The 25,055-nt window shown below is 55.1% G+C and carries 15 protein-coding genes; 3 read left to right on the forward strand and 12 right to left on the reverse strand.

All coding sequences use genetic code 11. From position 1 onward, the window contains the following. Positions 1–4: 4 nt before the first annotated feature. From bcsC to bcsR, 5 genes are read right to left on the reverse strand one after another with little or no spacing between them, the layout of a single operon-like run. Complete coding sequence (gene bcsC / locus SC127_RS00875; protein WP_332624889.1) at positions 5–3,475, reverse strand: cellulose synthase complex outer membrane protein BcsC; 3,471 nt, start codon at positions 3,473–3,475, stop codon at positions 5–7. Continuing rightward, positions 3,468–5,765: a cellulose biosynthesis cyclic di-GMP-binding regulatory protein BcsB gene (gene bcsB, locus SC127_RS00880; protein ID WP_332624890.1), complete on the reverse strand. Its 2,298-nt coding sequence runs from the start codon at positions 5,763–5,765 to the stop codon at positions 3,468–3,470. The genes bcsC and bcsB (SC127_RS00880) overlap by 8 nt, the downstream gene beginning before the upstream one ends. Positions 5,766–5,792: 27 nt before the next feature. Then, a complete protein-coding gene (gene bcsA, locus SC127_RS00885) occupies positions 5,793–8,390 on the reverse strand; it encodes a UDP-forming cellulose synthase catalytic subunit (protein ID WP_332624891.1) in 2,598 nt (865 codons plus the stop codon). Then, complete coding sequence (bcsQ, locus tag SC127_RS00890) at positions 8,387–9,118, reverse strand: cellulose biosynthesis protein BcsQ (RefSeq protein ID WP_243079738.1); 732 nt, start codon at positions 9,116–9,118, stop codon at positions 8,387–8,389. Before bcsQ (SC127_RS00890) ends, bcsA (SC127_RS00885) begins: the two co-directional genes overlap by 4 nt. Continuing rightward, positions 9,118–9,315 carry a cellulose biosynthesis protein BcsR gene (gene bcsR / locus SC127_RS00895; RefSeq protein ID WP_215848007.1) on the reverse strand — a complete coding sequence of 66 codons (198 nt, stop codon included), beginning with the start codon at positions 9,313–9,315 and terminating at the stop codon, positions 9,118–9,120. The genes bcsQ (SC127_RS00890) and bcsR overlap by 1 nt, the downstream gene beginning before the upstream one ends. 236 nt (positions 9,316–9,551) lie before the next feature. On the opposite strand from bcsR, the gene bcsE reads away from it, so the two are divergent. The 3 genes from bcsE to bcsG are packed head-to-tail and all read left to right on the forward strand — an operon-like array spanning position 9,552 to position 12,951. Next, positions 9,552–11,102: a cellulose biosynthesis protein BcsE gene (bcsE, locus tag SC127_RS00900; protein WP_332624892.1), complete on the forward strand. Its 1,551-nt coding sequence runs from the start codon at positions 9,552–9,554 to the stop codon at positions 11,100–11,102. Beyond that, positions 11,102–11,290: a cellulose biosynthesis protein BcsF gene (gene bcsF, locus SC127_RS00905; protein ID WP_332624893.1), complete on the forward strand. Its 189-nt coding sequence runs from the start codon at positions 11,102–11,104 to the stop codon at positions 11,288–11,290. The genes bcsE and bcsF overlap by 1 nt, the downstream gene beginning before the upstream one ends. Further along, positions 11,290–12,951 (forward strand): cellulose biosynthesis protein BcsG, encoded by a 1,662-nt coding sequence (bcsG, locus tag SC127_RS00910; RefSeq protein ID WP_243079741.1) that lies wholly within the window; start codon positions 11,290–11,292, stop codon positions 12,949–12,951. The genes bcsF and bcsG overlap by 1 nt, the downstream gene beginning before the upstream one ends. Before the next feature lie 540 nt (positions 12,952–13,491). Here the strand turns inward: bcsG and SC127_RS00915 are convergent. The 7 genes from SC127_RS00915 to bcsO are packed head-to-tail and all read right to left on the reverse strand — an operon-like array spanning position 13,492 to position 24,857. After that, positions 13,492–14,496, reverse strand: a complete 1,005-nt coding sequence (locus SC127_RS00915; RefSeq protein WP_442955733.1) for a glycosyl hydrolase family 8 — start codon at positions 14,494–14,496, stop codon at positions 13,492–13,494. Between the two features lie 9 nt (positions 14,497–14,505). Beyond that, positions 14,506–14,952 (reverse strand): cellulose biosynthesis protein BcsD, encoded by a 447-nt coding sequence (gene bcsD, locus SC127_RS00920; protein ID WP_243079743.1) that lies wholly within the window; start codon positions 14,950–14,952, stop codon positions 14,506–14,508. Beyond that, on the reverse strand, positions 14,952–18,755 hold the full coding sequence (locus tag SC127_RS00925; RefSeq protein WP_332624894.1) for a cellulose biosynthesis protein BcsC: 3,804 nt from the start codon (positions 18,753–18,755) through the stop codon (positions 14,952–14,954). The genes bcsD and SC127_RS00925 overlap by 1 nt, the downstream gene beginning before the upstream one ends. A gap of 9 nt (positions 18,756–18,764) precedes the next feature. Next, positions 18,765–21,245: a cellulose biosynthesis cyclic di-GMP-binding regulatory protein BcsB gene (gene bcsB / locus SC127_RS00930; protein WP_243079745.1), complete on the reverse strand. Its 2,481-nt coding sequence runs from the start codon at positions 21,243–21,245 to the stop codon at positions 18,765–18,767. Continuing rightward, the gene (bcsA, locus tag SC127_RS00935) at positions 21,242–23,350 is read right to left on the reverse strand and encodes a UDP-forming cellulose synthase catalytic subunit (protein ID WP_215848013.1); all 2,109 of its coding nucleotides are present in this window, start codon (positions 23,348–23,350) and stop codon (positions 21,242–21,244) included. The genes bcsB (SC127_RS00930) and bcsA (SC127_RS00935) overlap by 4 nt, the downstream gene beginning before the upstream one ends. A gap of 53 nt (positions 23,351–23,403) precedes the next feature. Continuing rightward, positions 23,404–24,207 (reverse strand): cellulose biosynthesis protein BcsQ, encoded by an 804-nt coding sequence (gene bcsQ / locus SC127_RS00940; protein ID WP_243079746.1) that lies wholly within the window; start codon positions 24,205–24,207, stop codon positions 23,404–23,406. Beyond that, positions 24,198–24,857 (reverse strand): cellulose biosynthesis protein BcsO, encoded by a 660-nt coding sequence (gene bcsO, locus SC127_RS00945; RefSeq protein ID WP_332624895.1) that lies wholly within the window; start codon positions 24,855–24,857, stop codon positions 24,198–24,200. The genes bcsQ (SC127_RS00940) and bcsO overlap by 10 nt, the downstream gene beginning before the upstream one ends. Between the last annotated feature and the right edge of the window lie 198 nt (positions 24,858–25,055).

Below are 25,055 nucleotides of genomic sequence, written 5' to 3' on the forward strand. Positions count from 1 at the left end.
CGCGCTATTTAAAATCGGCATAAGGCACCAACGCCTGCGGTGGCATCGCCAGATCGCCTTGCCATCCTGCGGCTGAATAACGCAGATAAATCAAACCGTGGCTTGGCGTGTAATCTTCAGCTTGCTGGATATCAATGCCCGCGCCAATAAACCAGTTTGCGGTCACGCGTCGCTCTAGCAGCGCCTGCAAAGTGTAACCGATACCGCGACTGGTGCTGCTTTCTGACAGGGGATTCGAGGCCAGCATAAAGCCCGGATTCAGCGGATAGCGCCGCTGCGCATCACGATGAGATTGCGACCATGAAGCTGAACCGCCGAGTTCATACGACCAGTTTTCCATGCGCTGCCGCCAGCTCACCGGCAGCGAGAAAGAGAGGTAGCGCTGCGGACTGTAATAACCGCCCTGACCAAAGCTGTAACCGCTGAGATCCTTCTGGTAATGCCAAAGCATGCTGTTCAATCCGACGGTAGCGCGGCGATTGTCTTCATTAATCAGCTTGTAGTAATAGCCGCCCATTACACGTTCGCGGCTATTATCCGCAACGTTTTCACCGCTAATCTGGTGCGCGCTGACATCGCCCCATATGCCTTGTGCGCCGCCGCGATCGTAACTCAACCCCATTCCCCCGCCGGTGGCGACCACGCCGCCAACAGTTTTTCCGCCCTGCGCCGAGGGATCACGCGTACCCGCAAAAGCCAGTAACGAACTGGAGATGGGACGCCGTGAGGCGTTGATAACAATGCCAACCTCTTTCAGATCGGTTTTCCAGCTGATGCCGCCGACCCAATTTGTTACCGCAAAGCCCAGCGGCGTGGTGCCGACATCCGCCGACCAGCGATCACTCTTCCAACCGATGCCGACAGCCGTGCCTTCGTCGCGTTGGGTAAAGTCTCGGCTACAGCCGCCAGAGTTGGCGTCATTACAACTGCCGAACAGGGCGTCATGCGTACCGTTCGCGTGAGCAAAGCTCCCCGCCGAGAGCTGTACATGATCGAGCCGGACAAAAGTGCGTCCTGCTGCCAGCGGCGTGTCGGCCTGCAACAAGGTGGTGTGCGCGGTGAAATCAGAAAGTCCGCCGCTGCCTTTATTACGTGAATAATCCTGTTCCAGCGTCAGCGTCGTCTCTTGCTGACGATAAAGATCGGCGGCATCGCGGCGAATGCTGCGTTTTAGCCAGTCATCCTGCAATTCATTGCGCGTTAACGCCGTTAAGCTCTCGCTATTTTCCGGCCGTGTTGCCGTGATGCCGCTGGCGACCATCGCGTCACGATAATCATTAAGCGCCGCCGTGGATTGCTGCTGCGCCAGTTCAACGCGTGCCGCATCGCGGTAAATCAACGCCTTATCGGGTGAAGGCGGATCAGAAGCCACGCGAAGCTTTAGCGCCTGAAACAACTGCTGCGCGCGTGCCGTTTCGCCCACCTGCTGCCAGGCCAGCGCGATACGACGTTCGCTGTTACTGGTTTGCCGTTCAGTAGAAGGCCGTTTTTGCAACGCCTTGTACGCTTCCGACCTGTGTTTTAAAGCAATTAGCGCGTCGATACGGCCTAATCTGGCATCGCTGTTATCCGGTTCTTTTATTAAAACTTTTTGATAGGTATCCAGCGCCTGTCGCGCATCGCCTCGCTTCAACGCCCAATCCGCTAACAGCATGTCGCGGCGCGTTGATACAGGCTGCTGAAGCAGCAAAGCCGTTGCGGCCTCTTCCTGGCCCTTTTCACGCAGCGCACGCGCCTCAGCCAGCAGCTTGTCCTGCATCAACCGAGCCGCCAACGCCCGCATATTATCGTCCCATTTTGCCGACGGCAGCCGGTGCATGGTGGAAAGCGCGGCATCGCCATCGTCATGGCTGGAAAGATAAAGCGCAGCGGCATAATGAGCAGTCACATCGTCAGGATGATGATTCAGCAGCGCGTGCATGATGCCATCGCCCTGCTTCTTCTCGCCGCCGTTGTGCAGCGCACCCGCAAGGCGATAGTTAAGCCAGACATCATTCGGGGTTAACTGTGCCGCCTGTTGATACTTTACCGCAGCCTGCGCCCAATAGGTTTGCTGCGCCAGCGCATCACCTTCTGCACGCAAGGTATCGCTATGTAAATCACGTAATGTTTCTGCTAATGCAGGCTGCTGCGCGGCGGGCAGGCTACTCATAAATTGCAGCGCACGTGCCGGAGATTCGCTTTGATAAAGCCCAATCAAGCGACGAATGGTGGTGATATTGCTACGATCACGCGTCAACGCCTGCTGCCAAAGCTGCTCTGCTTTCTGGCTATTTTTACGCGCCAGCGCCACGTCACCGAGGCCAATCAGCGCATAACTGTCGCGATCGTCAAGCGCCTGCGCCGTACGATAGTACTGCTCTGCCCTGTCGATATCCTGTTTTGCCAGCGCCTGATCGCCGTTCTCAATCGCCAGCCAGTAGCGGTTGGTTTGCAGCAGCGATTGCCATTTGCCAAGCTGTGTACTTTGCTGCCCAGCTTTTACTGCGCGTTCCAGCCAGCTGATTGCACTGGCACGATGATTGACTCGCGCCTGTGCCTGACCCATTGCACCCAGCAATTCGGCATCGTCGGGATGCGCTTTGATCGCTGCCGTCAGCGAGGGAATAGCATTCGCGCCGCCGCCAGCCTCGACTAATGCCAAACCACGTACGCGCTGGCGATAAGCGGGATCGGCCAGCAACGTTTGCTGGCGCGTAAGCTCTTCTTCACCTTGCCGCTGCTCGTCACCGCTGTTGAAGAGACTGAGATAGTGTTGCAATGCAGCCACGCTGCTGTCGCTGACGGGCTGATTACGGATTTGCGTCAGCCACAGCTCTGCTGCGGCCACGCGACCTTCATTGATGTTGGCAAGACGACGCAGTTGCGTCACCGCTTCAGCAGGCTGTTGGTGTTCAAACGCCATGCGTGCCAACTGCAGTTCAACGCTGATGTTGCCCGGATAACGCTTTTCCAGCGCCTGCAACTGTTGGTATGCCGTCGTTTCATTGCTGGGTAAGCGCGCCACCAAACGCCAATATTCCAGTGCCATACTGACATCAGGAAAAATCCCGGCAAATTGCGCATCGTAAGCGGCTTTAGCTTCTGCCAGCCTTCCCGACGCCGCCAACAAGCGTGCTTCCTGCAATTTTTGCCGCCCCTCGCCTGACATCATCTTCAGTCCCGCCGCCGACTCACGTGCGACTTCAGAATCTGGCGCGACATGACGCAGTTGCGCCATCAGGCTCTGCGCCTGCGTCAAATCGCCCTGATGCAGTGACACGCGCAGGCGTGCCGCCAGCACCTGCGGATTTTCAGGGTCGATTTTTTCCAGTCGATAGAGCGATTGCTGCACTAAGTCGTACTTGTTGATCGATTCACCGGTGCGAATCTGCGTAAGCAACCACGCCACCGGCGAAACCTGTGGGCCCGAAGCCTGGGCGGTTAACGCGCCCAGCAATCCGCTCAACAGCAGGCTCAGACGAATATTATTCATCATCATCTTCAGCTAAACGGCGGCGGCTCATCATTCGCATCAGGCGCCATGCCATCAGCGCAAACAGCACCACCACAATCACCGCGCAGGAAGCCAGCCAGAAAGGATGCGTTGCCAGCGCGTTCCATAAACGTTCCCACCACGGCAGATGCCCAACGTAATAACTTTCGCCAACGCGCAGGCTATCAACACCCGATTCACGAATAATGGCGGCTGAACCAAACACGTTGCCACGCTTGCTGCTGTCGAGCATGGCGCTGTTCAGCAAATCCCAGGCGCGCGGGCTGCCATCCGCCAGCAAAGCCACCACGCTACGCTGCGCATTAAACGGCGACTGGAAGCCGATAATCGCTGCCAGCGGGCCGCGTGAGCCAATCGTGGTGGTGCTTTCGACCTGACGATCGCTGCTGTTTTGCGCCGTGATATCCGACAGCGGCTGGCGCATCGGCTTGTTCATCCAGCCCTGCGCGGCTTCAACCAGCGTATTGATCGTGCGTTCATCCTGCAGATCCGCCGGAATAGTGCCGATCATCAGAAGATCCCTGTCCTGCTCTTTCGCGTTGCGCCAGTCGTCCGTCAACTGCACCCGCAGCGCCGGATAACCGGTTTGCGCACCCATATTGCCTAGCGCATCGAGCAACGTGGTCATCTGTTGCTGGCCGGGATTTTTATTCACCAGCACCAGCGTTTGTGATAAGTCAGCGTATCGGCTGAACGGGAAACCGGCATTGGCAAAGGCGCGCAGCGACGGCATTTCGATGTAATGGCGATAACCGGAAAAATCGATGCTTGAACTTTCGTCAATTACCACATGATGCCCAACCGGCGCGACAGTTTCGCAGCGTCCGTCGGCGGTGCCGCCAATAAAGGTGTTGGCGTAATCGAAATCAAAACGCAGCTGATTCACTACGCCCAACCGCAGCGCCGGAATAGTGAGCTGGCGACTGCTGTCCTGCAAACCCTGAATCAATGAAAGGCGCAGGATCTGTTTATCCGCAGTATCTTTGGGTTGCAGCGGATAATCCTGCATAAACTGGTTGTTAAGATGCACCGCCAGCCGCGATCCATCTTGTTGGATCGGCGCACTGTAGCGGTAAATCAGATCCATATCGATGCCGCGTGCGCGCACTAAAAAGAGATCGGGCGGCAGGTTAAGCGTCAGGCTAATCGGATTGGGCTGCAGTCCGTCAGATTGCAGCTGATTTTGATACTGCGTGAGCTCCGCAAACGTAGTGCGTCGGTCAGTTCGCACCCAGCTCGGCGCGTCATACGCTTTGCGCGGTTCACGTAATTTGACGCTGTCGATTGTGGAGGTGTCGCCACGCAGCAGCAATTCACCCTGCGCAATCCCTTGCACGGCCGTGATCAAATCATTGTCATCACGCCCCAGAATCAGCAGCATTTTTTCATAAGGATTGCCGGGCTGGCTGACAATCTCTACCGTTGGCTTGCTGACTGACGGATGATCGTTGAGGAAATCTGGGCGCTGCGTGTTGGTGGCAAACACCACCGCATGCTGCTGCTCGGGTAGCTGGTTATACAACACCGGAAACGTTTGACCACGCCACGCAGCTTTACTGCCAAACCACGAGGCCAGCATCGCCGCAGCGCGCTGTTGGTTAAGCGTGGGTTGGGTGCTGAATACCATCGGCAACGTCAGCGGACGCGCATCGCGGGTATCAAAGAACGGTTCCGGGAAATGCGAAAGATCATCTTTTAACGGCAGTTTTTGCAGCGTTAAATCAAGGCGGCTCTCTTTGCCAATATCCAGCCAAATGGTGCTGTTGGCCGGGTTTTCGCAGACGTTCGCGTAATGGCCTACCAGCTCAAGCCGAATACGGTTGAAATCAGCAATGAAGCGCGGATCGAGTGAAATCTGCGTTTGGTTGCGTTTTCCCAGCTGGTCGGCGGTTAGCGTCACCAGCCCCACCATCTCATCATTAAGGTAAATTTTCAGCTGTGATAGCGTCGGGATCAGCGCGGGAGACGGGCGATAGCTGAGATTCAGCAAGGCTCGCGTTACCACTTCATCACTGCGCACACCAAATTCAATCTGGCTGGTGGGCTGGGTACCGCGTAGCGCCATGCTGCCTGGCGACGGGGCAACCTGAGAAAAATTCAGTAGGCTGTCACGCAGTGGCGCATTCGGATCGCTGGCTGTCGCTGTCAACGCAATCGGTGCTGCTGCAGCGTAAGTTGGCATCATCGGACTCGCGGGTTGGACTGCTAAACAGCTCAGCGTCGCGGTGCCCATCAGCAGGGCGGTGAACCAACCGGTTAATCTTGTCATGGTTATCTCAATCAATGTGTTGAACTGTCACGCCTGTTGGCGCGCACTGACGCTTTTTGGCAGCAGCGAGGCCAGCCAACTCAGTAGTCCGGTAAGCAGCGTAAACAGCTGACGTAATTGCGGCGGCCCATACTCTGCCAGGCGCAGATAGCCTTTGAAGCCCAGCACCATAATATCGGCAAGACTTTGCACCGGTTTATCTTCGGGGAAACCGTCCTGCCACAACGCCCAGGTATCGGCGCGAGCAAACGTGCACTGGATAAATTCGATATGTTGTTCGGTGCTCAGTTGATGCAGCCGAATCCCGGCGCGACGCCCAAATACGCGCTGTACGTGGCAGGGGAAACTGAACTCCTGCTGTCCGCGCCGTAACAGTAAGTGCACCGCCTCATCTTCCACCAGCGCGTCGGCTTCGCGCAGTTCAACGCCGACGCCACCATCCGAATAGTCGCGCAGCGTACACGGCACCATGTGACCATCTTTGCGGGCAATCGCAGCGGGCATGGCAATTTCTACGCGGTGCGCTTCGCGTATCTGCCGCGCCTCTACCGATACCGCGACCGCACCGCCCAGAATCACCATGTTGTAAATCACCCAGATCAAGCTGACCCAAACGGTGAGGATTTCTGTGGTTGGGCCATTTGCCATGCGCCAAAACGCCATGCCAATGCCCGCCAGGTTGATCAGCACCAGGCACATATAAGGACGCGTGATGACCCAATCGAGATGCTGTTCCGCCACCAGTCCACCTTTGGCCGTGACGTTAAAATTACCTTTGTGTGGATTAAACAGCGCCACCGTCGTTGGCCGGGCGATATACCAGGCAAGCACGGTTTCATAGACCTCGCTCCAGAAAGAGTGACGCCAGCGGCCCTGAATACGTGAGTTGGTCATGCTGGTGTGCAGCATGTGCGGCAAGACATAGAGGGCGATCGCCAGTGCGGGCGCATAAATGATGTAGGCGTGGAACAGCAAAAACGCTAACGGCGCGAGCAGGAAGATCAGCCGTGGAATCCCCGCCAGAAAATGCAGCATTGCGTTGGCATAACAGAGGCGTTGTACCAGTTTCAGCCCTTTGCCAAACAGGGGATTATCCAGCCGGAAGATTTGCACCATGCCACGCGCCCAGCGAATACGCTGACTAATATGCGCAGAGAGATTTTCTGTCGCCAGCCCCGCCGCTTGCGGAATACGAATATACGCAGACTTGTAGCCGCGACGATGTAAACGCAGCGACGTGTGAGCATCTTCTGTCACGGTTTCAACGGCGATGCCACCAATCTCATCCAGCGCGCTACGGCGCAACACCGCACAGGAACCGCAGAAGAATGTCGCGTCCCAGGTATCGTTGCCATCCTGTACCAGGCCATAAAACAGCGAACCTTCGTTAGGTGTACGACGAAAGCGACCCAGATTGCGTTCAAACGGATCGGGAGAGAAAAAGTGATGCGGCGTTTGCAGCATCGCCATTCTTTCTTCTTTTATGAACCAGCCCATCGTCATCTGTAAAAACGAGCGGGTTGGAACGTGATCGCAGTCGAAAATAGCAACGTAATCACCCTGACAGCGGGTTTGTAAGGCATGATTGATGTTGCCCGCCTTGGCGTGTTCATGGGTTGGACGTACCACGTAATGCACGCCAACGCTGGCCGCAAACTCGCCAAAATCGTCGCGCGTGCCGTCATCCAGCAGGTAGATATTCAGCTTCTCTTTCGGCCAGTCGATACCCAGCGCGGCATAAATCGTCGGCTTCACCACGCTCAAGGGTTCGTTAAACGTCGGCACCAGCAAATCCACGCTCGGCCACTGATCGACGGGAATCGGCATTGTCATCGGCTGACGATTGAGCGGCCAAAGCGTCTGGAAGTAACCCAGCACCAGCACCGTCCACGAATAGGTTTCCGCCGCAATCAGCAACACGCCAAAGCTCAGACTCAGCGGATCGTCCCCGTTAAGCGTTGAGGTATAGCGCCACCACAAATAGCGGCAGGAAACGGTTAACGACAGCACAATCAACATGATGGTGGATAAACGGCCCGGTACACGACGCACCAGCATCGCCAATCCCCACAGCAATAGCACAAAAATAAATTGCGTCATCAAGCCAAACGGCTGAGAGATACAGAGCAGCGCCAGCAGCGTCGTACCCATAGCAACGATGATAAACAACACGCGACGCAGGGTGGGTGAAAGACGGCGTAACCGTTTTTCTGCGCGTTGACTAACGCCTTGCGCATCCATGCGTTCAGGCAATTGTCCCAGCCATTGATACAAACGTTGACGCCAGCGGAACAGCGGCTGAAACGCGTTAAGTCGCAGACGTTCGCTGCGGACGCTGCTATCCAGCGGCAAAAACAGCAGCAGCCAGAAGCTTTGTAGCAGATAACGCAGAATATCAAGCGGCCGCGGCCGTTCGGGCGAGATATGTGGATAAAGACGACGGCGATCCCGAATCACACGTTGCCAGGCTGGCGTTTCAAAGCGTAAAAAGGCCCAGCCCAGCGTGCACCATAGCAGCTGCAACACGCTGGCAATGACAGACGCGTCATGTTGACGTGCGCCGCTATAACGCCGTTGCAGCGCCTGACAAACCTGAGGGATCAATAGCCAGCGCAGCGGATTCACTGACGCACTCCCGCTATATGCAAAATCAGCCAGTTCGCTAACGTGGTGATCTCTTCGCTCGCCAAGGCGTGTGGACGATACTCACCCAGCGGCTGCTTCATCATCAGTGATTCTGCCAGTGCTTCATCCCGATGAATCAGCACCGGGATCAGGTGGGTGAGCGATGCCAGCCACAGCTGATGCAAATCCTGCTGCAATTTGCTGTTAGCATTAAATTGGTTGAGTAAAAAACGCGTATTGGCCGCAAAGGTATGTTGATGTAAACGCAAATGGCAATTGGCATCCGGCGTTAATACCTTAAGTACGCAGTCAGCCTGCGCCAGCAGAGTGTGATGCCAGGGCAAGCTGATGGCTGGGATATCCAAAAAAAGCCATTGATAGTTGCGTTTCAGGACCGGAATGGCGTTGAGCAGTTCGGCGGCGATCTCGCCATCCTGCTGTAAAAGCGTTAAGTCAGATTGATGAATGAGCTGACCAAACGGCAGCAGATCAAGGCCAGCCTGATAGCGCAGTGCGCTCTCCTGCCAGCGTTGTCCGTCGCGGATTGCCTGCATCCAACCGCGTGTCGCGGTAAGCGGCGCGTTGAAATGCGCCGCCAGCTGGTTTTCAGCATCACCATCAATGGCTAATACCGATTCGCCCAACGCGGAAAGCGCCCAACTCAGCGCCGCAGTGAGTGACGTCGCGCCAGTCCCGCCGCGCAAACCCTGAATCACCACCGTTGGCATTAGCGCTGCTGCTCCGCGACAACAGACGCTAATTCCGTCAGCAATGGCCAGCGCGCCACGATGCCCGCCAGCCGTTCTTCACGCGCAATATCAATATAGTGAAAAGTCTTGATCGCAAAAGCTTCTCTCAAGGCACTGATATCATCTTGCTGCTCACTGGCAGAGGTCACCACTGAAAAGGTGTTTTCAATATTCATTACTCTTCACTACAAAAAGTTTGTCACAAAGCGTTCGCCACAGAACTTTTTGTCACAAATAAGCGACGCAAGTTAATGTGCAGTTTTATTATTTAAATTTAATACAGGCATGCTGCGTTACGCCGATCATAAATCATTCAGAGGTATTCTGTCATAGCGTATTTTTAAATATCTTCGGTTACATTCGCCGCTTTCTATAATAAGCTAGCGCTGACTGAATGAATCGCGATACTTAAATGAAAAACTCCTCTCTACTGGGCCTGCAACAGGTTCAGCCAGAATTAATGGCAATGCAATCACCGGGATGTTATTGGGTCACCTGCCAGCGTCAGGAAGATGCCCGACACTTTATTCGTCAGGTGATCAGTGCTCAACAGTCAGCAACGCTAATCAGTGCTGATGAAGCACCTCGCGCCTTACTGACACCCACACCCGCAGCGGGCCCCGATCGTATTCCGCTGTTTTCGCTACCAAAAAATAAAAAAAGCCTGCTAAAACTCGACAGCGATTTAGCGCGAACTCTCAGTAATAAAAGCGGCCTGGTGCTGTTTTATACGGATTCGCTTCTATGGGATAAATTATCCGCTGAAGAATTGACGTTATGGATGAAACGTATCCGTAGGGTAATAACAAAAAAAGCATTCACCTTTTTAATCATCACCTTTGGTTCCACAATTATTAACCTTCGTGACAATCTTCAACGGTATTTTCGGCAGATTGACGGCGTCGCACATTTAGAATTCCAGCAAGATAGTTGGCAATATCGAATTAATTGGTGGTATTCGACCGATAGATTGTTGGCAGATCGTGCATTGCGCTTAAAACAGCATAATGAATGTTTTATTGCCGTTAATGAAAAAGAACAGCCTGAACCTTTAAGCCGTGATGATGTAACCCATTATCTGGCCGATAAAATTGTACTGGAAGGAGCCCCACCGCTATCAAAACAGTGGGTTTTATTCGCGGATAATGAGCAGGTTTTTTCCCGCGCACAACAAGCCAGTGCGGCAACGGTCATTTTTAGCCTGACGCACACAGAAGAGATCAACTCGCTGGCAAAACGTGTGCATAGCCTGCGCCGTTCACGCGGTAACGGCTTAAAGATTGTCATACGTGAGATGAAAACCAGCCTGCGCTACAGCGATGAACGCCTGCTGCTGGCGTGCGGTGTCAATGCCATCGTGCCGTCAACGGCACCGATGTCACGTTTCCTGACGACGCTGGAAGGCTTGCAGGGTTTGCAATTCAGCCGACACGTGCCGGGCAATCTTGACGCGTTGATCAGCGCATTGCAGCCCTTGCAGCAAAAGGGGTATCTCCGGTTGGATGCCTTTTGCATAGCGGTGTCGCAGTTAATGTCGAATACGCTGCTGCCAGAAAACGATAAAGGCTTGTTGGTCGCGCTGCGTCCCGTCCCAGAGCTAAAGACGGAACAGATTCTGACGCTGTGTAAGCCGCGCCGCTACGGTGATTTAGTCACCACGCTGGAGGATCGCGTCTATCTGTTTTTGTCCTCTTGCCGTTTCAACGATCTTGATACCGCGCTGACGTTTATCTTTTCGCTGCCGCACGATCAGCTTTTTGCTAATCGGGTGCTGTGGTTTGAAGATCATCAAATCCTCGCTGAGGTTGGCAAGATAAAAAATGTCGTGCCTGATTCCCTGCGCGAAATGCCGCTGTTGGTGGAATCGACGACTGTTGAAAAAACCACGACTGGCGCGACGCGTATGCCGTTGCGCCGCATACCGCAACCCGTCTCACTCAATCTTGAGGGGAAAAGACGCTGATGAACTTGATGGATAGCGTGCAGATTGCGCTGCTTGTTCTGTTTCTTTTGTTATTTTTGAAGCCGTTATATCGCCACTGGTTGCCACGCCGCTGGAACGGATTCCTGAACCGCCTGTTGCCTACACGTGCGTTGAAGTCTCACGGTTACTGGCAGCGAGAATCCTCGAAAAAGGATGTGAAACGTTAATGCATCACCACACACATGATTCCGCCTCCTCTACGTTGCTGTGGAACGGCTGGCGTGGGTTGGGCGGCTGGAATTTCTACTTTCTGCTCAAGTTTGGCCTGTTATGGTACGGCTATCTGAATTTCCATGCGCTGACTAACCTTGTCTTCCTTGCCTGGCTGCTGTTTCCGCTGCCCTCTTTACGCCTGCATCGTCTGCGCAATGGGCTATCAATTCCGCTGAGTATTGCGCTGTTCTGGCACGATACCTGGTTGCCAGGCATGCATTCCCTGCTCAGTCAGGGCGATCAGCTGGCGGGATTCTCTGGCGCGTATCTGCTTGATCTGACTAACCGGTTTATTAACTGGCAGATGATCGGTGCGGCTTTCGTGTTACTGGTGCTGTACCTGTTTGTTTCGCAGTGGGTTCGCATTTCAGTGCTGGTTTCGCTGATGCTGATTTGGCTCAATGTCATGAATTTTGCCGGTCCCTCGTTCGCGTTACTGCCGACGAAAGCCGCCACGCCAGAAGTGGCACGTAACGTTGCGCCAGGCGAAAAAGCCGTCGTTAATTCGTCAGACCCGCTCGATCAGTCTGCACCGCCCAGCAGCGCTAACTTGACGGCCTGGCTCAACCGTTTTTACGACAGTGAACGCCAGCGTGTGACAGAATTCCCTGCCGCGCTTCCGGCGGATTCGCAGCCGTTTGATATTTTAATCGTCAACATTTGCTCGCTGGCCTGGTCAGATGTTGACAGCGCTCAACTGCGTAATCATCCACTGTGGCAGCACTTTGATATTGTGTTGAATAACTATAACTCGGCAACCGGTTACAGCGGCCCGGCCGGCCTGCGTTTACTGCGCGCCAGCTGTGGGCAAACCTCGCACAGCGATCTCTATAAGCCCACCGATCAGCGCTGCTACCTGTTTGATAATCTCGCTAAGCTGGGTTTTAAACAGCAGTTGATGATGGATCACACCGGCGTGTTTGGTGGCTATCTTAAAGAGCTGCGTGATTATGGTGATTTGCAAGCACCGCTGATGTCGCAAGTGGGTATCGCACCTGCGCTGACGTCGTTTGAAGGGTCGACAGTGTTCAATGACGCGCAGCTTATGCAGCGCTGGTTAGATGAACGCAGCAAAAGTAATGATGCCCGCAGCGCGACTTTTTATAACCTGATTCCGCTGCATGACGGCACGCGTGAACTGGGCAGTAGCCAAACCGCCGCCTGGAAACCGCGTGCGCAGCAACTGTTTAACCAACTCGATAGCTTCCTGAATAATCTGGAGAAATCTGGCCGTCGAGTCATGGTGGTGGTGGTGCCGGAGCATGGCGCAGCGTTGCAGGGTGACAAAATGCAGATGTCAGGTTTACGCGACATTCCCAGCCCCAGCATCACACATGTGCCGGTAGGCATTAAATTTGTCGGCATGAAAGCACCCCATCAGGGGCAGCCGTTAACGATTGATACGCCCACCAGCTTGCAGGCGATTTCAGCGCTGGTTTCGCGGGTAATTGATGGCCAGGTATTTAATGCGCCGAATGTGAATATGTCAGCCTTGACCGACAATCTGCCGCAAACGCCTGTGGTCTCTGAAAATGATAATGCGGTGGTGGTGATGTATCAGGGCAAACCCTGGATTCGCCTTAATGGCGGCGATTGGGTGGCTTATCCGCAGTAGGGATGCTGGTCCCAACCTTTTTAAGTGCGAGGTCGTTTGCCCCCCACCTCGGTCCTCCCCCATAAATGGGGGAGGAAGATGCTGCCATATGTTAGTGATGAGGCTGCATGTGGCAGCGTCTCCTTCCCCCGCGTCGCGGGGGAAGGCCGGGATGGGGGGCAGCGCGCAGAGGAGGTCGTTTGCCCCCCACCTCAATCCTCTTGAGTGCGGGGTCGTTTGTCCCCCACCTCAATCCTCCCCCATAAATGGGGGAGGAAGATGCTGCAAAATGCCCGCTCTGTACCCGCATGTGGCAGCGTCTCCTTCCCCCGCGTTGCGGGGGAAGGCCGGGATGGGGGACAGCGCGCAGAGGAGATCGTCTGTCCCCCACCTCAATCCTCCCCCATACATGGGGGAGGAAGATGCTGCCATATGCGAGTAGTAAAGCTGCATGTGGCAGCGTCTCCTTCCCCCGCGTCGCGGGGGAAGGCTGGGATGGGGGACAGCGCGCAGAGAACAAAAAAACGCGCAGAGAACAAAAAAACGCGCAGAGCACTTAACTCAGTGCTTATCCTGAAGCGCCAGCCACGTCAGTAACTGCAGGCTAGAGGAGAAGTAGTTCTGATCCGGGGCGAGGGTATCGCTGATGTAACCGGTTTGATTCATCGTCAAATCCCGCACCGCTAACAATCCACCCTCGAGGTTATAAGGTGCTGGCGTATTGGCCAACACATCAAACCAGGCAGGCGTTTGCTGACGACTGTAACCCTGCCAGACACGCTGGAACGGCCCCAATGCCAGGCTTTGCGGATCGTACCACCAGATATTGAGCGGAATACGAATCGCGTCATAACTAAAGCGGTTGGAATAGCCCAATGCGGGTGCCAGCGATCCATCCGCGTTCAAGGCTACCCAATCCAGCGGCAGGCCGGTTTTGCCGAAATGCATTTCGCTCAGCAAATCATTACCATCATCGATCAGTTTGCTCCAGACCTGAAGATGGCTGCGCTGCGCGAACGCCTGCCAGGCCGCAAACAGGAAATAAGACGGATTCAGCACCACATAGCTGTTTTTATTAAAGCCCTGCGCACCCGGCAGCATCACGGTATGGCCGCCAAAGGTGATCACATTGAGCTTCACAATGGCGCGCTGAATACGATCCGAAGCCTGCTGATACTCATTTGCCTGCCATTTCTGCGCTGCACGTTGCAGCGCCCAGGCAATCAAGACATCGCCGTCTGAAGCATTGTTTTTATCCGCAACAGGATTGTCGTTGCCCGGTGTGTAGCGCCAGTAAAACAGGTCGTTTTGTGCATTGCGCAAATGCGTTTGCGTCCACAGCCAAAGCTGGTCAAAAGTGGCGCGATCATCATTAGCTACCGCCAGCAACATGCCATAACCCTGACCTTCGGTATGGCTGACGTTGTTATTCGCGGTATCAATGATGCGCCCTTCTGGCATCACAAAGCGGCTTTTGAACGTATCCCAGCCACTTGCACTAGCTTGCACGCTAAAAGCCATTATCAAACAACAAAATAGCCATCTCAGGCAGACCTTCGCTCTCATTCCAACGTCCTATTGATATCGATAATGCAGCGTATTGCCGTCATTCAGTTCAAGTACGATTTGTACTGCTGCGCTACCGCCCTGGCCTTGCAGCCAGCCCGAATATAATCCGGCCAGTACCGCGCCAAAAGCAGATTGCCAGTCTGCTACTGCCTGCGCATTATCACCGGCTGGCAACGCATGATGCTTCAGCAGCAGCGCGTTATCTTGCGGTTGCAGCTGCACAAAACCCCAGTTAAAACGTGCCAGTTGTAGGTTAATTTCGCGCTCCAGATCCTGGACAGTGCGCGCTTCTGGCAAAGGGTAGCGCGCAGCCAGTGATTCACCCCTATTCTGTAAAAAGGCTTCTGCTTCAGCCTGACCGGCGTTGGCGACCATGCCTTCCAGCAATACGCTGACCAGATCAAACCAGCCGGGTTGATGCGGGTGCGATGCCCCACCGAAATGTTCACTCATTACTTTTCTCCGAACATGTAACGGACATTCAACTGCGCCGTGCTTTCGTTGTAATCGCCAAAGGTGTCATAGCCAAGCTGGCCACCAATCGTCACGTCTTTGTTGATCTTGTAATCCGCGCCAGCATGCAGGTTATAGCCGATGCCGTTTTTGCTGTCGCCCGAATAGAAGGCGCTCTTCGCGCTACCCGAGGCAGCCAGCGCTTCCATTTGTGACTGAAGGTTTGGATCGTCCGGGAAGTAGGCGCTCTTATCCTGGCTGTAGGATTGATAACCGACCGAACCGCCAACGTTGACTTTCAGGTCATCAAACTTGCGTGAGAAATCGACCGGGAACGACACCGAAGCATAGTTCTGCGGGCTGAAGTAACCGCCCTGACCGTAGCTGAAATAGCTCAGGTTTTTCGAAAAATCCATCCACGACAGGCTCATGCCCACTTTCAGCTCGCGGTCGTCGTAATGATAAGGACGCACATACGCGCCAGCGGTTGCCTGCATACTGGTGTTGCTGGCCACGTTTTCACCAATATAGCTGTAGCCGCCCGCGCCGACATAGAAACCCGCATCGCCGTTGTCGTAACTCAGCAAAGCGTTGCCGCCGTTCTTGGTGACGCGGCCCCATTTCTTGCCGCTGGTTTTATCTTCCAAACCCACGTAGGAGAGCAGGCTGTCAGTCATTGCGCGACGTTCACCCGTCAAGATCAGCGTCAGGAAGTCTGTCAGCTTCGGCGACCATTGAACGCCACCCACCAGCGTGCTGAGATCCTGGCCCAATGGCGTACTGCCTAAATCAACTTTGTAACTGTCGCCTTTCAAGGCGAGGTTCAGTTCAACGCCCGATGCGGTTTGTGAATCGGTGGTGGCGCTTGGCTGATCGGTTACGGTTGCCCCGCCTGCCGCCACGACGTTGCCTTGCGTGATCGCGTTGGTGCCGAAACGGCGCCATGCATCACCCGATGCGCTGCCTGCGGTCAGAGAAACAGGCGTCAGGGTGAAGTCGAAGCGCGACTCACCAAACGGCACGGTAGAGAAGGTCAGCGGCGCTTTGGCTTCGGTCAGTTTGCTCAGGCCCGATTCACCATCACGTCCACGCACCTGCACCGTGCCCTGCGCCCAGGTGCCGGTTTTTTCTTGCAGATCGTCCATCATGGTGTCGATCTGATGCAGCATCTGCGTCTGCGGTGACGGCATACTCGCGCCGCTCGCCAGCGTGACGCCTTCAGCGCTGCTGGTAGCAGCCGGTGCACTTTGCCACGGCAACACGGTGCCGTAGCTGGACGGCGAGCGCCCTACTGGCGAGGTGCTGCGGTTGATAAACGGATTGTCCGCTAAGGCCAGGCCGCCCACGGTTGGCGTGCCGCCTTGTGCACCTTGCAAACCAATCAGCTGCCCACGCGCCGAGCGCAGATAAACCATCGCTTGTGAATGCTCACCGTTGGCTTCAGCCACGCGTGCCATCAGCAGTTGCCGATCGGGCGTCTGCACGCTGTTCAGGCCGCGTGACAAATCGTTGACACGCTGGACGTTGTTCTGCGCCAGTGCAACATTGATGGCACCGACTCGCGCATCTTGCGTTGGCGTGTCCTGCGTCATCAGATAGTCATACACCACGCCCGCATCTTTGTTCATCTTGCCGTCTTGATAGAGACGTGCCATAGCGAACATCAGATCGCGGTTTTGCGGATCGTGTTGCAGCGCGCCGATCAGCTTGTCGTAAGCGGCGGCGTACTGTTTCTGCTGACGCAAGCGATCTACTTCATTGATCAAATAGCCGTTACGAATACCGGCCAGCTGGGTTGGCGTGCTGCGCGCCTGCAGTTCTGGGCTGCTAAGGAAGCTCTGCGCTTCGCTGCCCAAACCCGCCTGATTCAGCACGTTAACCTGCGCGGCGTAATCGCCTGCATTGCCCTGTACACCGCGCTGCATGTTGCCGCGCACCACAGCAACCGCCGTAGTGACATCGCCCGCTTTCGCCAGCTTCTGCGCCAGGTTGCCCGCATCCACTGGATTAGTTGGCGGATGGGCCGCCAGCGCTTTTAGCGTATTCGCTGCTGCCGCGTTCGAACCCTGCGCCAGATATTGATCGGCAGTGTTCATCTGCAAATTGAAATTCACGCGCTGCGCCAGGTCTCGCATCTCACGCGTTTGTGCGCTGGACGGAATCCGCGACAGCAGCACGCTGGCCTGTTGCCAGGCACCACTTTCGCTGGCGTTCAGTGCGCCCGCGTAAAGCTCGCTGCTGCTGGCGCCGTTACGCATCACCGGCTGCATCACGTTAGCCGCTTGTAGACTGTCGCCCTGCTGGCGATAGAGACGCGCCAGGTCGAGACGCAACCAGCCTTCGTTTGGATAACGCTGAATGCCCTGTTGTAGCGTAGCGATTGCGGCACGGGTATTGCCCGCCGCCAGCTGGCGTTTGGCCTGCTGACGAATCGGATCGATGCTGCTGCCACGCGGCGTCACGCTTTGACGCACGCTGTCCGGTAAAGAAGAGAGCAAGGTATTGGCTTCTGCACTGCGATTCTGCTGACGCAGCACGTAGAACAAGCCCTCTTTCGCGCTGCGGTTGTCCGCATCGCTTTGTAAAACAGCGCGATAAGTTTGTTCTGCCTGCTCCAGCTGATTACTGCGACGCTGCACATCGGCGCGGAACAGTTTTGCAGAAATCCCTTTTTCGCCTTCGGCCTGCGTTAACGGCTCGCTCAAAGCCAAAGCCTGCGCGCTGTCACCGCTTTTCAGCGCTTGCTGTGCGTTAGCCAACTGCGCATAGAAGCGAGCATCCGCTGCCTGTTTCTGACGCTCGGCACCTTGATCGCCTCCCATCTGAGCAGCGCGTTGCAGATAATCTGCGGCGTCCTGATAACGTCCTGCACGCTGCGCGACATACCCCATGCCCGCCAGCGCGTCGGCATCTTGCGGATTGGCAGTCAGCACTTTTTCAAAGTTACTTTGGGCACCGCTCACGTCGCCACTGTTCAGCGCGGTGAAACCTGCGCCTTTCTCAGCACCGCCGACGTTTTTACGGTAATAATCCAGCACCTCAGCATCCTGCGGGTGACGCTGCTGCCAGGTTTGATAGATCGCCGCATCCGTGGCTTGTGGTGCGAGCCACAACAGCGCCTGGCGCAGCGATCGATCGGCATCTTTATTGCCGTCCGCCAGCGATCCCAACACATCGACCCCTTCACGGCGTGTCGACTCTTGATAAGTCATCGCTTTACCCAGCGCCAGCTTAGCGCCGGTATCTTGCGGGTGTTCTGCGGAGAACTGACGCAGCGCTTCAACTGCCTGCGGCAGCAGCGTGCGATCGCCCGCCATGGTCAGATAATATTCTGCCGCCACGCTGGCAGGGGGTTCATTGCCGCTAAAGGTGTTGCGCCAGGTTTGCAACGCCGCCGCGATATTGCCGCTGCGCGCCTGCTGGCGAGCCAGTGACAGCTGCGCCTGCGGAATGGTTTGCAATTGGCGAGCGTTATCCAGCTCGCTCAGATGGGCATCATTGGGTGAAACCTGACTCAGGCGTGCGCGATACTGCGCCGCGCTGGCGTTATCACCGCCCTGCTGCGAATAGAGCGCCAGCAAATAGAGCGCCTGCGTATTGTTGGGTTCAACCATCAATACTTTTTGCAGCGAGGACTTAGCCAGATCGTCATGCGCTTTTTGATGCCAGTAAGCCGCCTGATCAAACAGGGCCTGTAACGCAGGATTGGTGGACTCAGCCGCCAACAGCGGCTGAGAAAGTGTCAGTGCGCCGCCCAGAAACAGCGCGTGACGTATGCCGGCACTCAACAGATTTTTTTTCATTATTGTTCCTTACTTCTTGCCGGAATCACGATCATTTTTGTAGTTGAGGCGGCGTCCTGCGTGACGTTTCAACATTACCCACACCGCGCTTCCCACCAATGCCGAAAGCAACAGCGCCGTCATCGCCAACAGCACAGAATGCTGGTTGGCATACCACACCACCATCATGTACCACGGCATTTCCCCGCTCGGGAACTGCGGCCCGACGCGGAAGCTGCGGATACCGTTTTCATCAGTAATGATGGCGGTATCGCCACGAATGCCGGCATTGATGCGCGCTGAACTTAAATCGTTATGCAGACGCAGCAGCTGATCGTCACTGCTTGCAACCGTCATCACCACCAGGCGATCCGGGTTCCAGGGTGAGCGATAGCTCAGGAAGCCACGCCATGACTCATTCGAAGAGAAATAACGATCGGCGTCCAGCTGCTGGCGATACCAATCCCCCATCAGCCAGGCGCGGGCTTTTTCCAACGCACTCGGCTCTTTCACGCCAAAGGTACTGCCGCTGGCTTCGTAAGGTGAATTTGCTAGCATCGCCTGATTAAACGCGCTGTTGCCGGTGGTGCTAATGGCAAGCACATCACTCTGCTGTAAACGCGCCAGGTTGGTGCCGCCGTTTGGCAGGCCAAACAGCACCTGATTCTGAGCCAGTGCTACGCCCGTTGCGTTACCGGCTCGCGCAGCCAGATCCAGCAGGGTAGAGATCTCCGCATCGGTGGGCTCTTCTGGCAGCAGCAGTGTGGTCTGGCCAAAGTCCGCCAGCCGCGTGAACGGGAATGATGCACCAACAAAGTAGGAGAGATTCGGCAACATGCTGAAGTGACGCGTATGGCTTAAATCAATCCAAGAATCCTCTTCGATGCGGCTCTTAATGTTGTTATTCAGCAGTACACCGCATGGCGCATCGGCCTTTGGCTTGATGTTGAAATAGAGCGCCAACTGGTTGTCACCGTAGATCAGGTAAGGATCGAGGTTGAGCTGATACTGCTCCTGACGCGCATCACCGCCCAAACGATGCCAGGCATTTTCCAGCAGGCCGACTTTGTTTACCGTCAGATTACGCAGGAAGGTGCCGTTCAGCGTCACGTTGAGTAACGAGGCGTTTTCATCAATCCAGCTTTCTGACGGGAAGCGATAGTGCAGATTAACCGGCACAGTGTCGCCATCCCACAGGAACAGGTCGGGCGCGGCGCGGAAGTTAACGCGCATCGCATCGTGCCAGATTCCGGTGCTGGTCAGGCTCTGATCTTTACGCAACAGCTCACTCAGACGCACCGGGCGGCTGGTGTTGATCCAGCGTGGCGCATCGTAAGGCTGACGGTTGGCGATTGACTGCGGCTGCACTTGCAGCGCGCTGCCATCGGTGGTCAGCGGCTGTGAAGTCAAACGGTAAGCCGCCTGACGCAGCTGCTTCTCATCTTCGCCGCTCACCAGCAACAGCTTGTAAACCGGGTTGTTCGGATTATCGACTACCTGCAGATGCGGGCCAGTGACCGCCGGGAAGGTCAGCGTGCCGATCTTGTCGCCCGGATGACCGAACAGAATGCCGTTTTTCTCTGGCAGTTCACCGCGCATCACCGGAAAACGGATGCCGCGATAATCACTCTGAATGCCCAACCAGGACGCCACCAACGCCGCCGCGCTAATCGAATCTGGCGCAACGTTGCTGGCAAATCCCATGGTTACGGCGCTTGCCGTCATACGTTGCGGATCGAGGAACGGGCGCGGGAAGTTACGCAGAGCAGTGCCAATGTTCAGCTGTTGCCCTTCAAGCGTCAGCGTAGTTTTCGGCAGAATCGTTACCTGATACTGCTCGGCGCTCTCTTTCTCACACAGCAGTTTGTCTGCATCGTTGATTTTAAAGCTGAGATTATTGCTCGACACCACCATCGCTGCGGGAATATCCAGCTGGTAGTCGCTGACATCGCTGTCGCTGGAACCCAGCGGCAGCGTCCCCAGCGGCTGACCATTGAGCATCAGTTGCAGCGAGGTGTTACGCGCAGCCAGCGCTTGCGACACGCGCAAAGACAAATTGAGATGCGCATTGGTGATGACTTCATCATTTGGCAGCGTGAAGACAATACCGGATTGCAGCTGACCGCCAGTCAGCGTGATGCCTTGAGTCTGGCCCATTTGCGCCACGGTAATGGCACTGCTGATCGGCTGATTCAGGGCCGCGCTGATCACCGGCAGCGGCTCAGGCGCAGTGATTTCCTGACCTGGTGCGTAAGGCAGCGCGCTGGCTGCCGCTTCCAGTTGCGGATCGGCATTTTGCAGCCCTTCTGGCGGCGGCACTTGTGAAAGCGCACTGCTGTCCTGCGTCACCGCAGGCGCGGCATCGTTAACGGGTTGGTCGCTGGGCGCTGCACTGTTCACCGGCGCATCATAGCCGTTGTTTTCTGTGGGCGGCGTTTCTGCCCAGGCGGGCGTCAGCAACAGCGCAGCTGCCAGCGAGCTTGCCAGCAGAGTTTGCGTCAAGGTTTTCATGCTGCGCTGTCCTCTTTCGCGGCGGCGGCCTGTTCGGCGTGTTTCCGCTTGTCGTGGCGGCCTTTCCAGGTCAGCCAGAACAGTTCAAATACCGTGCGAACGATAGTGCCGAGCGAAACCAGCGGATTATCTTTCTTATACTCCGGCTGAATCCAGGCATCGGCACGCGCCAATACCACGCGAACCAACTCGCGGCGACGTGACAGCGGCATGGCGCCAAAACGCAGGCGAATGGTTTTTTCATCACCGGAAATTTTACTCACGGGAATGGTAATGGTGCCGGACTTCAGCAACAGATCGATCTCTTCGATTTCATCCGTCTCATGACGATTATCGGGTGCATCCAACTGCGCGCCACCCATCGACATATCGCTGGTCATGGTGCGCGAGGAAATTCCGCTGGCGTAGTGAATAATCGCCGGGATCTGCACCTCAATACGGATTGTTTTACGGACCTGTTTGGTTTCACGGGCCACCGCAATCGCCGCCATTAGGATAATCAGGCTGAACACCGCCCAACCTACGTTGAGGGCAATAACGTAAGGATCGACACCGAAATAATCATGCATCACCGCACGTACCACGCCAGCAACGATGCCGACGGTCAGCAGCACCGCCACGATGACGTGAGGACGCACAATGTGGAAATCGAAGAAGCCCTGATCCAGCACACCGCCTTTATCGGTCACGTTAAATTTGCCGTGCTTGGGTGACAGCATGGTCAAAATCGTCGGGATGATCAGATGGAAACACATCACCGTTTCATAGATTTCACCCCAGAAGGTGTAACGGAAACGGCCATTCATCCGCGAGTTGACGTAAAGCGACATCACCAGATGCGGCAAAACATAGGCAAAGATCAACGAGGCAGAGGAGTGAATAATATTGAGATTAAACAGCAAGTAAGCCAGCGGTGCCGTTAGAAAGGCAACGCGCGGCAGACCAAACTGGAAGTGCAACATGGCGTTGAGATAGCACAAACGCTGCTGCCATTTCAGCCCACGACCAAACAGCGGATTATCGACGCGAAAGATCTGCGTCATGCCACGCGCCCAGCGGGTACGCTGAACAATGTGCAAACCCAGGCGCTCTGTCGCGAGGCCCGCCGCCAGTGGAATCGACAGGAACGCCGATCCCCAACCCAGACGCTGCATTTTCAATGCGGTGTGCGCATCTTCGGTCACGGTTTCAACCGCAAAGCCGCCAATCTCTTCCAGCGCTGAACGGCGAATCACCGCACAAGAACCGCAGAAAAAGGTTGCGTTCCAGTTGTCGTTACCCTGCTGAACCGGGCCGTAAAACAGCGAGCCTTCGTTGGGAATACTGCGCGCTGCGCGCAGGTTGCGCTCGAATGGATCGGGAGAATAGAAGTAGTGTGGCGTCTGTAACAGCGCCAGCTTGGGATCTTTCAGGAACGGGCCCACTGTCGCCTGCAAAAAGGTGCGGGTCGCAACGTGGTCACAGTCAAAAATGCAAATCAGCTCACCTTTGGTGATTTTCATCGCATGGTTGAGGTTGCCGGCTTTTGCGTGATTATTGTTGTCACGGGTGATGTAACCCACGCCAACATCGGCGGCGAATACCGCAAACTCGCTGCGCTTGCCATCATCCAGCAAATAGACTTTTAACTTGTCGCGCGGATAGTCGATGCACTGTGCGGCCAGTACGGTGTCGCGCACGACGTCCAGACTTTCGTTATAGCTCGGCACGTAAATATCGACCGTTGGCCACAGGCTAGTATCATCCGGCAGCGGTTCAATGGTGCGCTTTAATGGCCAGGTGGTTTGCAGGAAGCCCAAAATTAATATCAGCCAGACATAAAGCTCCGCTAAATATAAGCCGATGCCCATGATGGCTTCAATTTCTGAATTAAAATGCAGCGTCTCAGTGGTGCGCCACCAAATATATCGGGTGGACATCAGCGCGGAAAGAATCACCATGACCACAGTTATTTTGCGGCTTTTGCTGAAACCCAATAAAAACATCATAACGATGCTGATTAAGCCAAAAATATACTGCTTTTGGCTATCCATCGGCGTGATGATGATCACCGCAGCGACCGGTGCAAGCACCAGCAGCAGCAGGTAAAACCCGATTTTACTCATGAATCACCCTAAAAGAGCTCTGTTTTTTTAACGCACCTGGCGAGGCCAGGCGATTAATAGTGGCTGGTGCGAATGGGGGCCTGAACTTCGCCGTTACCTACGGTGATATCCAGAATATTGGCGACGCGTTTAGCAATCAGTTCAATATCAAACGCTGCAGCGGAAGCAGGACTGAAATCATAAACAGATTGCTGTGAGGCATTCGCTTCACCCACGCTTTCATCACGATGAACCACACCTAACAAATTATCGCCCAGGCGCTGCTGTATAAATGCCGTAACGTCACGGTTAATATTGCGGCGATTGTCGCATTGGTTCAGGACGAAATAATGTCCTTGTTTAGTATTGAGAGGCTGACCAATCATTCGGTTCTCCTCAATATGCGGCAATAATGAGACCGATGCGGTATCCGCTAACATCACCACTAAATGCATATCGGCTAATGCGCTGATTGCTTTAAGCGCCGGGCCTGGGCCGGGCGGAAAATCGGCGACGATCACTAAGCCAGGGTAATTCAGTACCGTATCAAGACCGCGGCGGAGGAAATGCGGATCTTTTGACAGATTCTCTTCAAACCGTTCACGTTGTGGTTCGGTAACATCGCCATACGGCAGCACAAAAATGTTGCCGCCAGTGGTGAGAATCGACTGACTCCAGTCTGCCTGCTCTTCTGAACGCGCCACAAAACCGCGCCCATCGTGAAGTGGCACACCAAAATGAAGGCGTAACGCATTCTGCACATCGAAATCGATTGCCAGAACTTTGCTACCTGAACGCGCCAGACTCCAGGCCAGGTTGGCCGCCATCGTGGTTTTTCCAACACCCCCTTTCGGCGAGCACACACAAACTAACGGCATAACGCAATCTTCTCCAATAACGGTTTCAGTAAAGTCTCTTTGGACAGGCTGACCGGTTCGCTATTACGTGAACGGAACAGCGCACCGAAACGTCCGGGCTCGGCGCTGGAAACAGCGGCAGGTGCCGCCACAGGCGCAGACGCTGCGGCAAACACAGGCTTAGGTTGAGCAACAGGTGCAGCTTGTGCGGGAACAGCCACGGGTTGAATCATAGCCGGAGCAGGCTGAAAAGCGGCGGGCGCAGGTTGAGTCACAGGCTCTGCAACCGGCTGAGCTTGAGCAAGCGGTGGTGGAAACAGTGAAGACAAACCCGATGTAGGCGCGGCAACAGGGGCAACCGACGCGTTAGGCGTTAGGCTATCCAGAATTGAGCCACGTGCCGAGGAAGGCGTCGCCAATCCAGCAGGGCGCGACGTCACGCCTTGCGCGGAATCGCTGAATTCGTCACCACGAATCGGCTGCGGCTGCGGCAGATCGATACGCTGATTGCTATCAAAAGGGGTGGTTTGGTCATCTTTTGCCAACTGGCGAATCAATGCCCATTTACTCTGTTCCGCCGCTTCCTGCGTCTGGCCAGACATATCTTTAAAGGCGATATCGAGCGTCTGCGTCTTCTCTTTAAAACGCTGTAAATCGTCGTAATTCTTCATTGGCCGTGGCCTACAACAAGGGGGGAATTATCCTGGAATATATCACATCCCTTTAAACACAGTGAGATAAATCTGATTACAAAAACAGCACATTCAATAAAAGAGTTTAATCAGATAGATTGAAATTTAACGATAAAACGCGGTTGTTAACTGTTTATGCCTGGAAATTAATAAGATAGCCTTAAGTTAAATCAAGCA

Source organism: Pantoea sp. T14 (assembly GCF_036663535.1).
Lineage (GTDB): Bacteria > Pseudomonadota > Gammaproteobacteria > Enterobacterales > Enterobacteriaceae > Pantoea > Pantoea phytostimulans.

Bases quoted from the DNA above. Each gene is read 5' to 3' on its own strand.
- bcsC (WP_332624889.1), bottom strand. From the start codon at position 3,475: ATGAATAATATTCGTCTGAGCCTGCTGTTGAGCGGATTGCTGGGCGCG.
- bcsB (WP_332624890.1), bottom strand. From the start codon at position 5,765: ATGACAAGATTAACCGGTTGGTTCACCGCCCTGCTGATGGGCACCGCG.
- bcsQ (WP_243079738.1), bottom strand. From the start codon at position 9,118: ATGCCAACGGTGGTGATTCAGGGTTTGCGCGGCGGGACTGGCGCGACG.
- bcsR (WP_215848007.1), bottom strand. From the start codon at position 9,315: ATGAATATTGAAAACACCTTTTCAGTGGTGACCTCTGCCAGTGAGCAG.
- bcsE (WP_332624892.1), top strand. From the start codon at position 9,552: ATGAAAAACTCCTCTCTACTGGGCCTGCAACAGGTTCAGCCAGAATTA.
- bcsF (WP_332624893.1), top strand. From the start codon at position 11,102: ATGAACTTGATGGATAGCGTGCAGATTGCGCTGCTTGTTCTGTTTCTT.
- bcsG (WP_243079741.1), top strand. From the start codon at position 11,290: ATGCATCACCACACACATGATTCCGCCTCCTCTACGTTGCTGTGGAAC.
- SC127_RS00915 (WP_442955733.1), bottom strand. From the start codon at position 14,496: ATGAGAGCGAAGGTCTGCCTGAGATGGCTATTTTGTTGTTTGATAATG.
- bcsD (WP_243079743.1), bottom strand. From the start codon at position 14,952: ATGAGTGAACATTTCGGTGGGGCATCGCACCCGCATCAACCCGGCTGG.
- SC127_RS00925 (WP_332624894.1), bottom strand. From the start codon at position 18,755: ATGAAAAAAAATCTGTTGAGTGCCGGCATACGTCACGCGCTGTTTCTG.
- bcsB (WP_243079745.1), bottom strand. From the start codon at position 21,245: ATGAAAACCTTGACGCAAACTCTGCTGGCAAGCTCGCTGGCAGCTGCG.
- bcsA (WP_215848013.1), bottom strand. From the start codon at position 23,350: ATGAGTAAAATCGGGTTTTACCTGCTGCTGCTGGTGCTTGCACCGGTC.
- bcsQ (WP_243079746.1), bottom strand. From the start codon at position 24,207: ATGCCGTTAGTTTGTGTGTGCTCGCCGAAAGGGGGTGTTGGAAAAACC.
- bcsO (WP_332624895.1), bottom strand. From the start codon at position 24,857: ATGAAGAATTACGACGATTTACAGCGTTTTAAAGAGAAGACGCAGACG.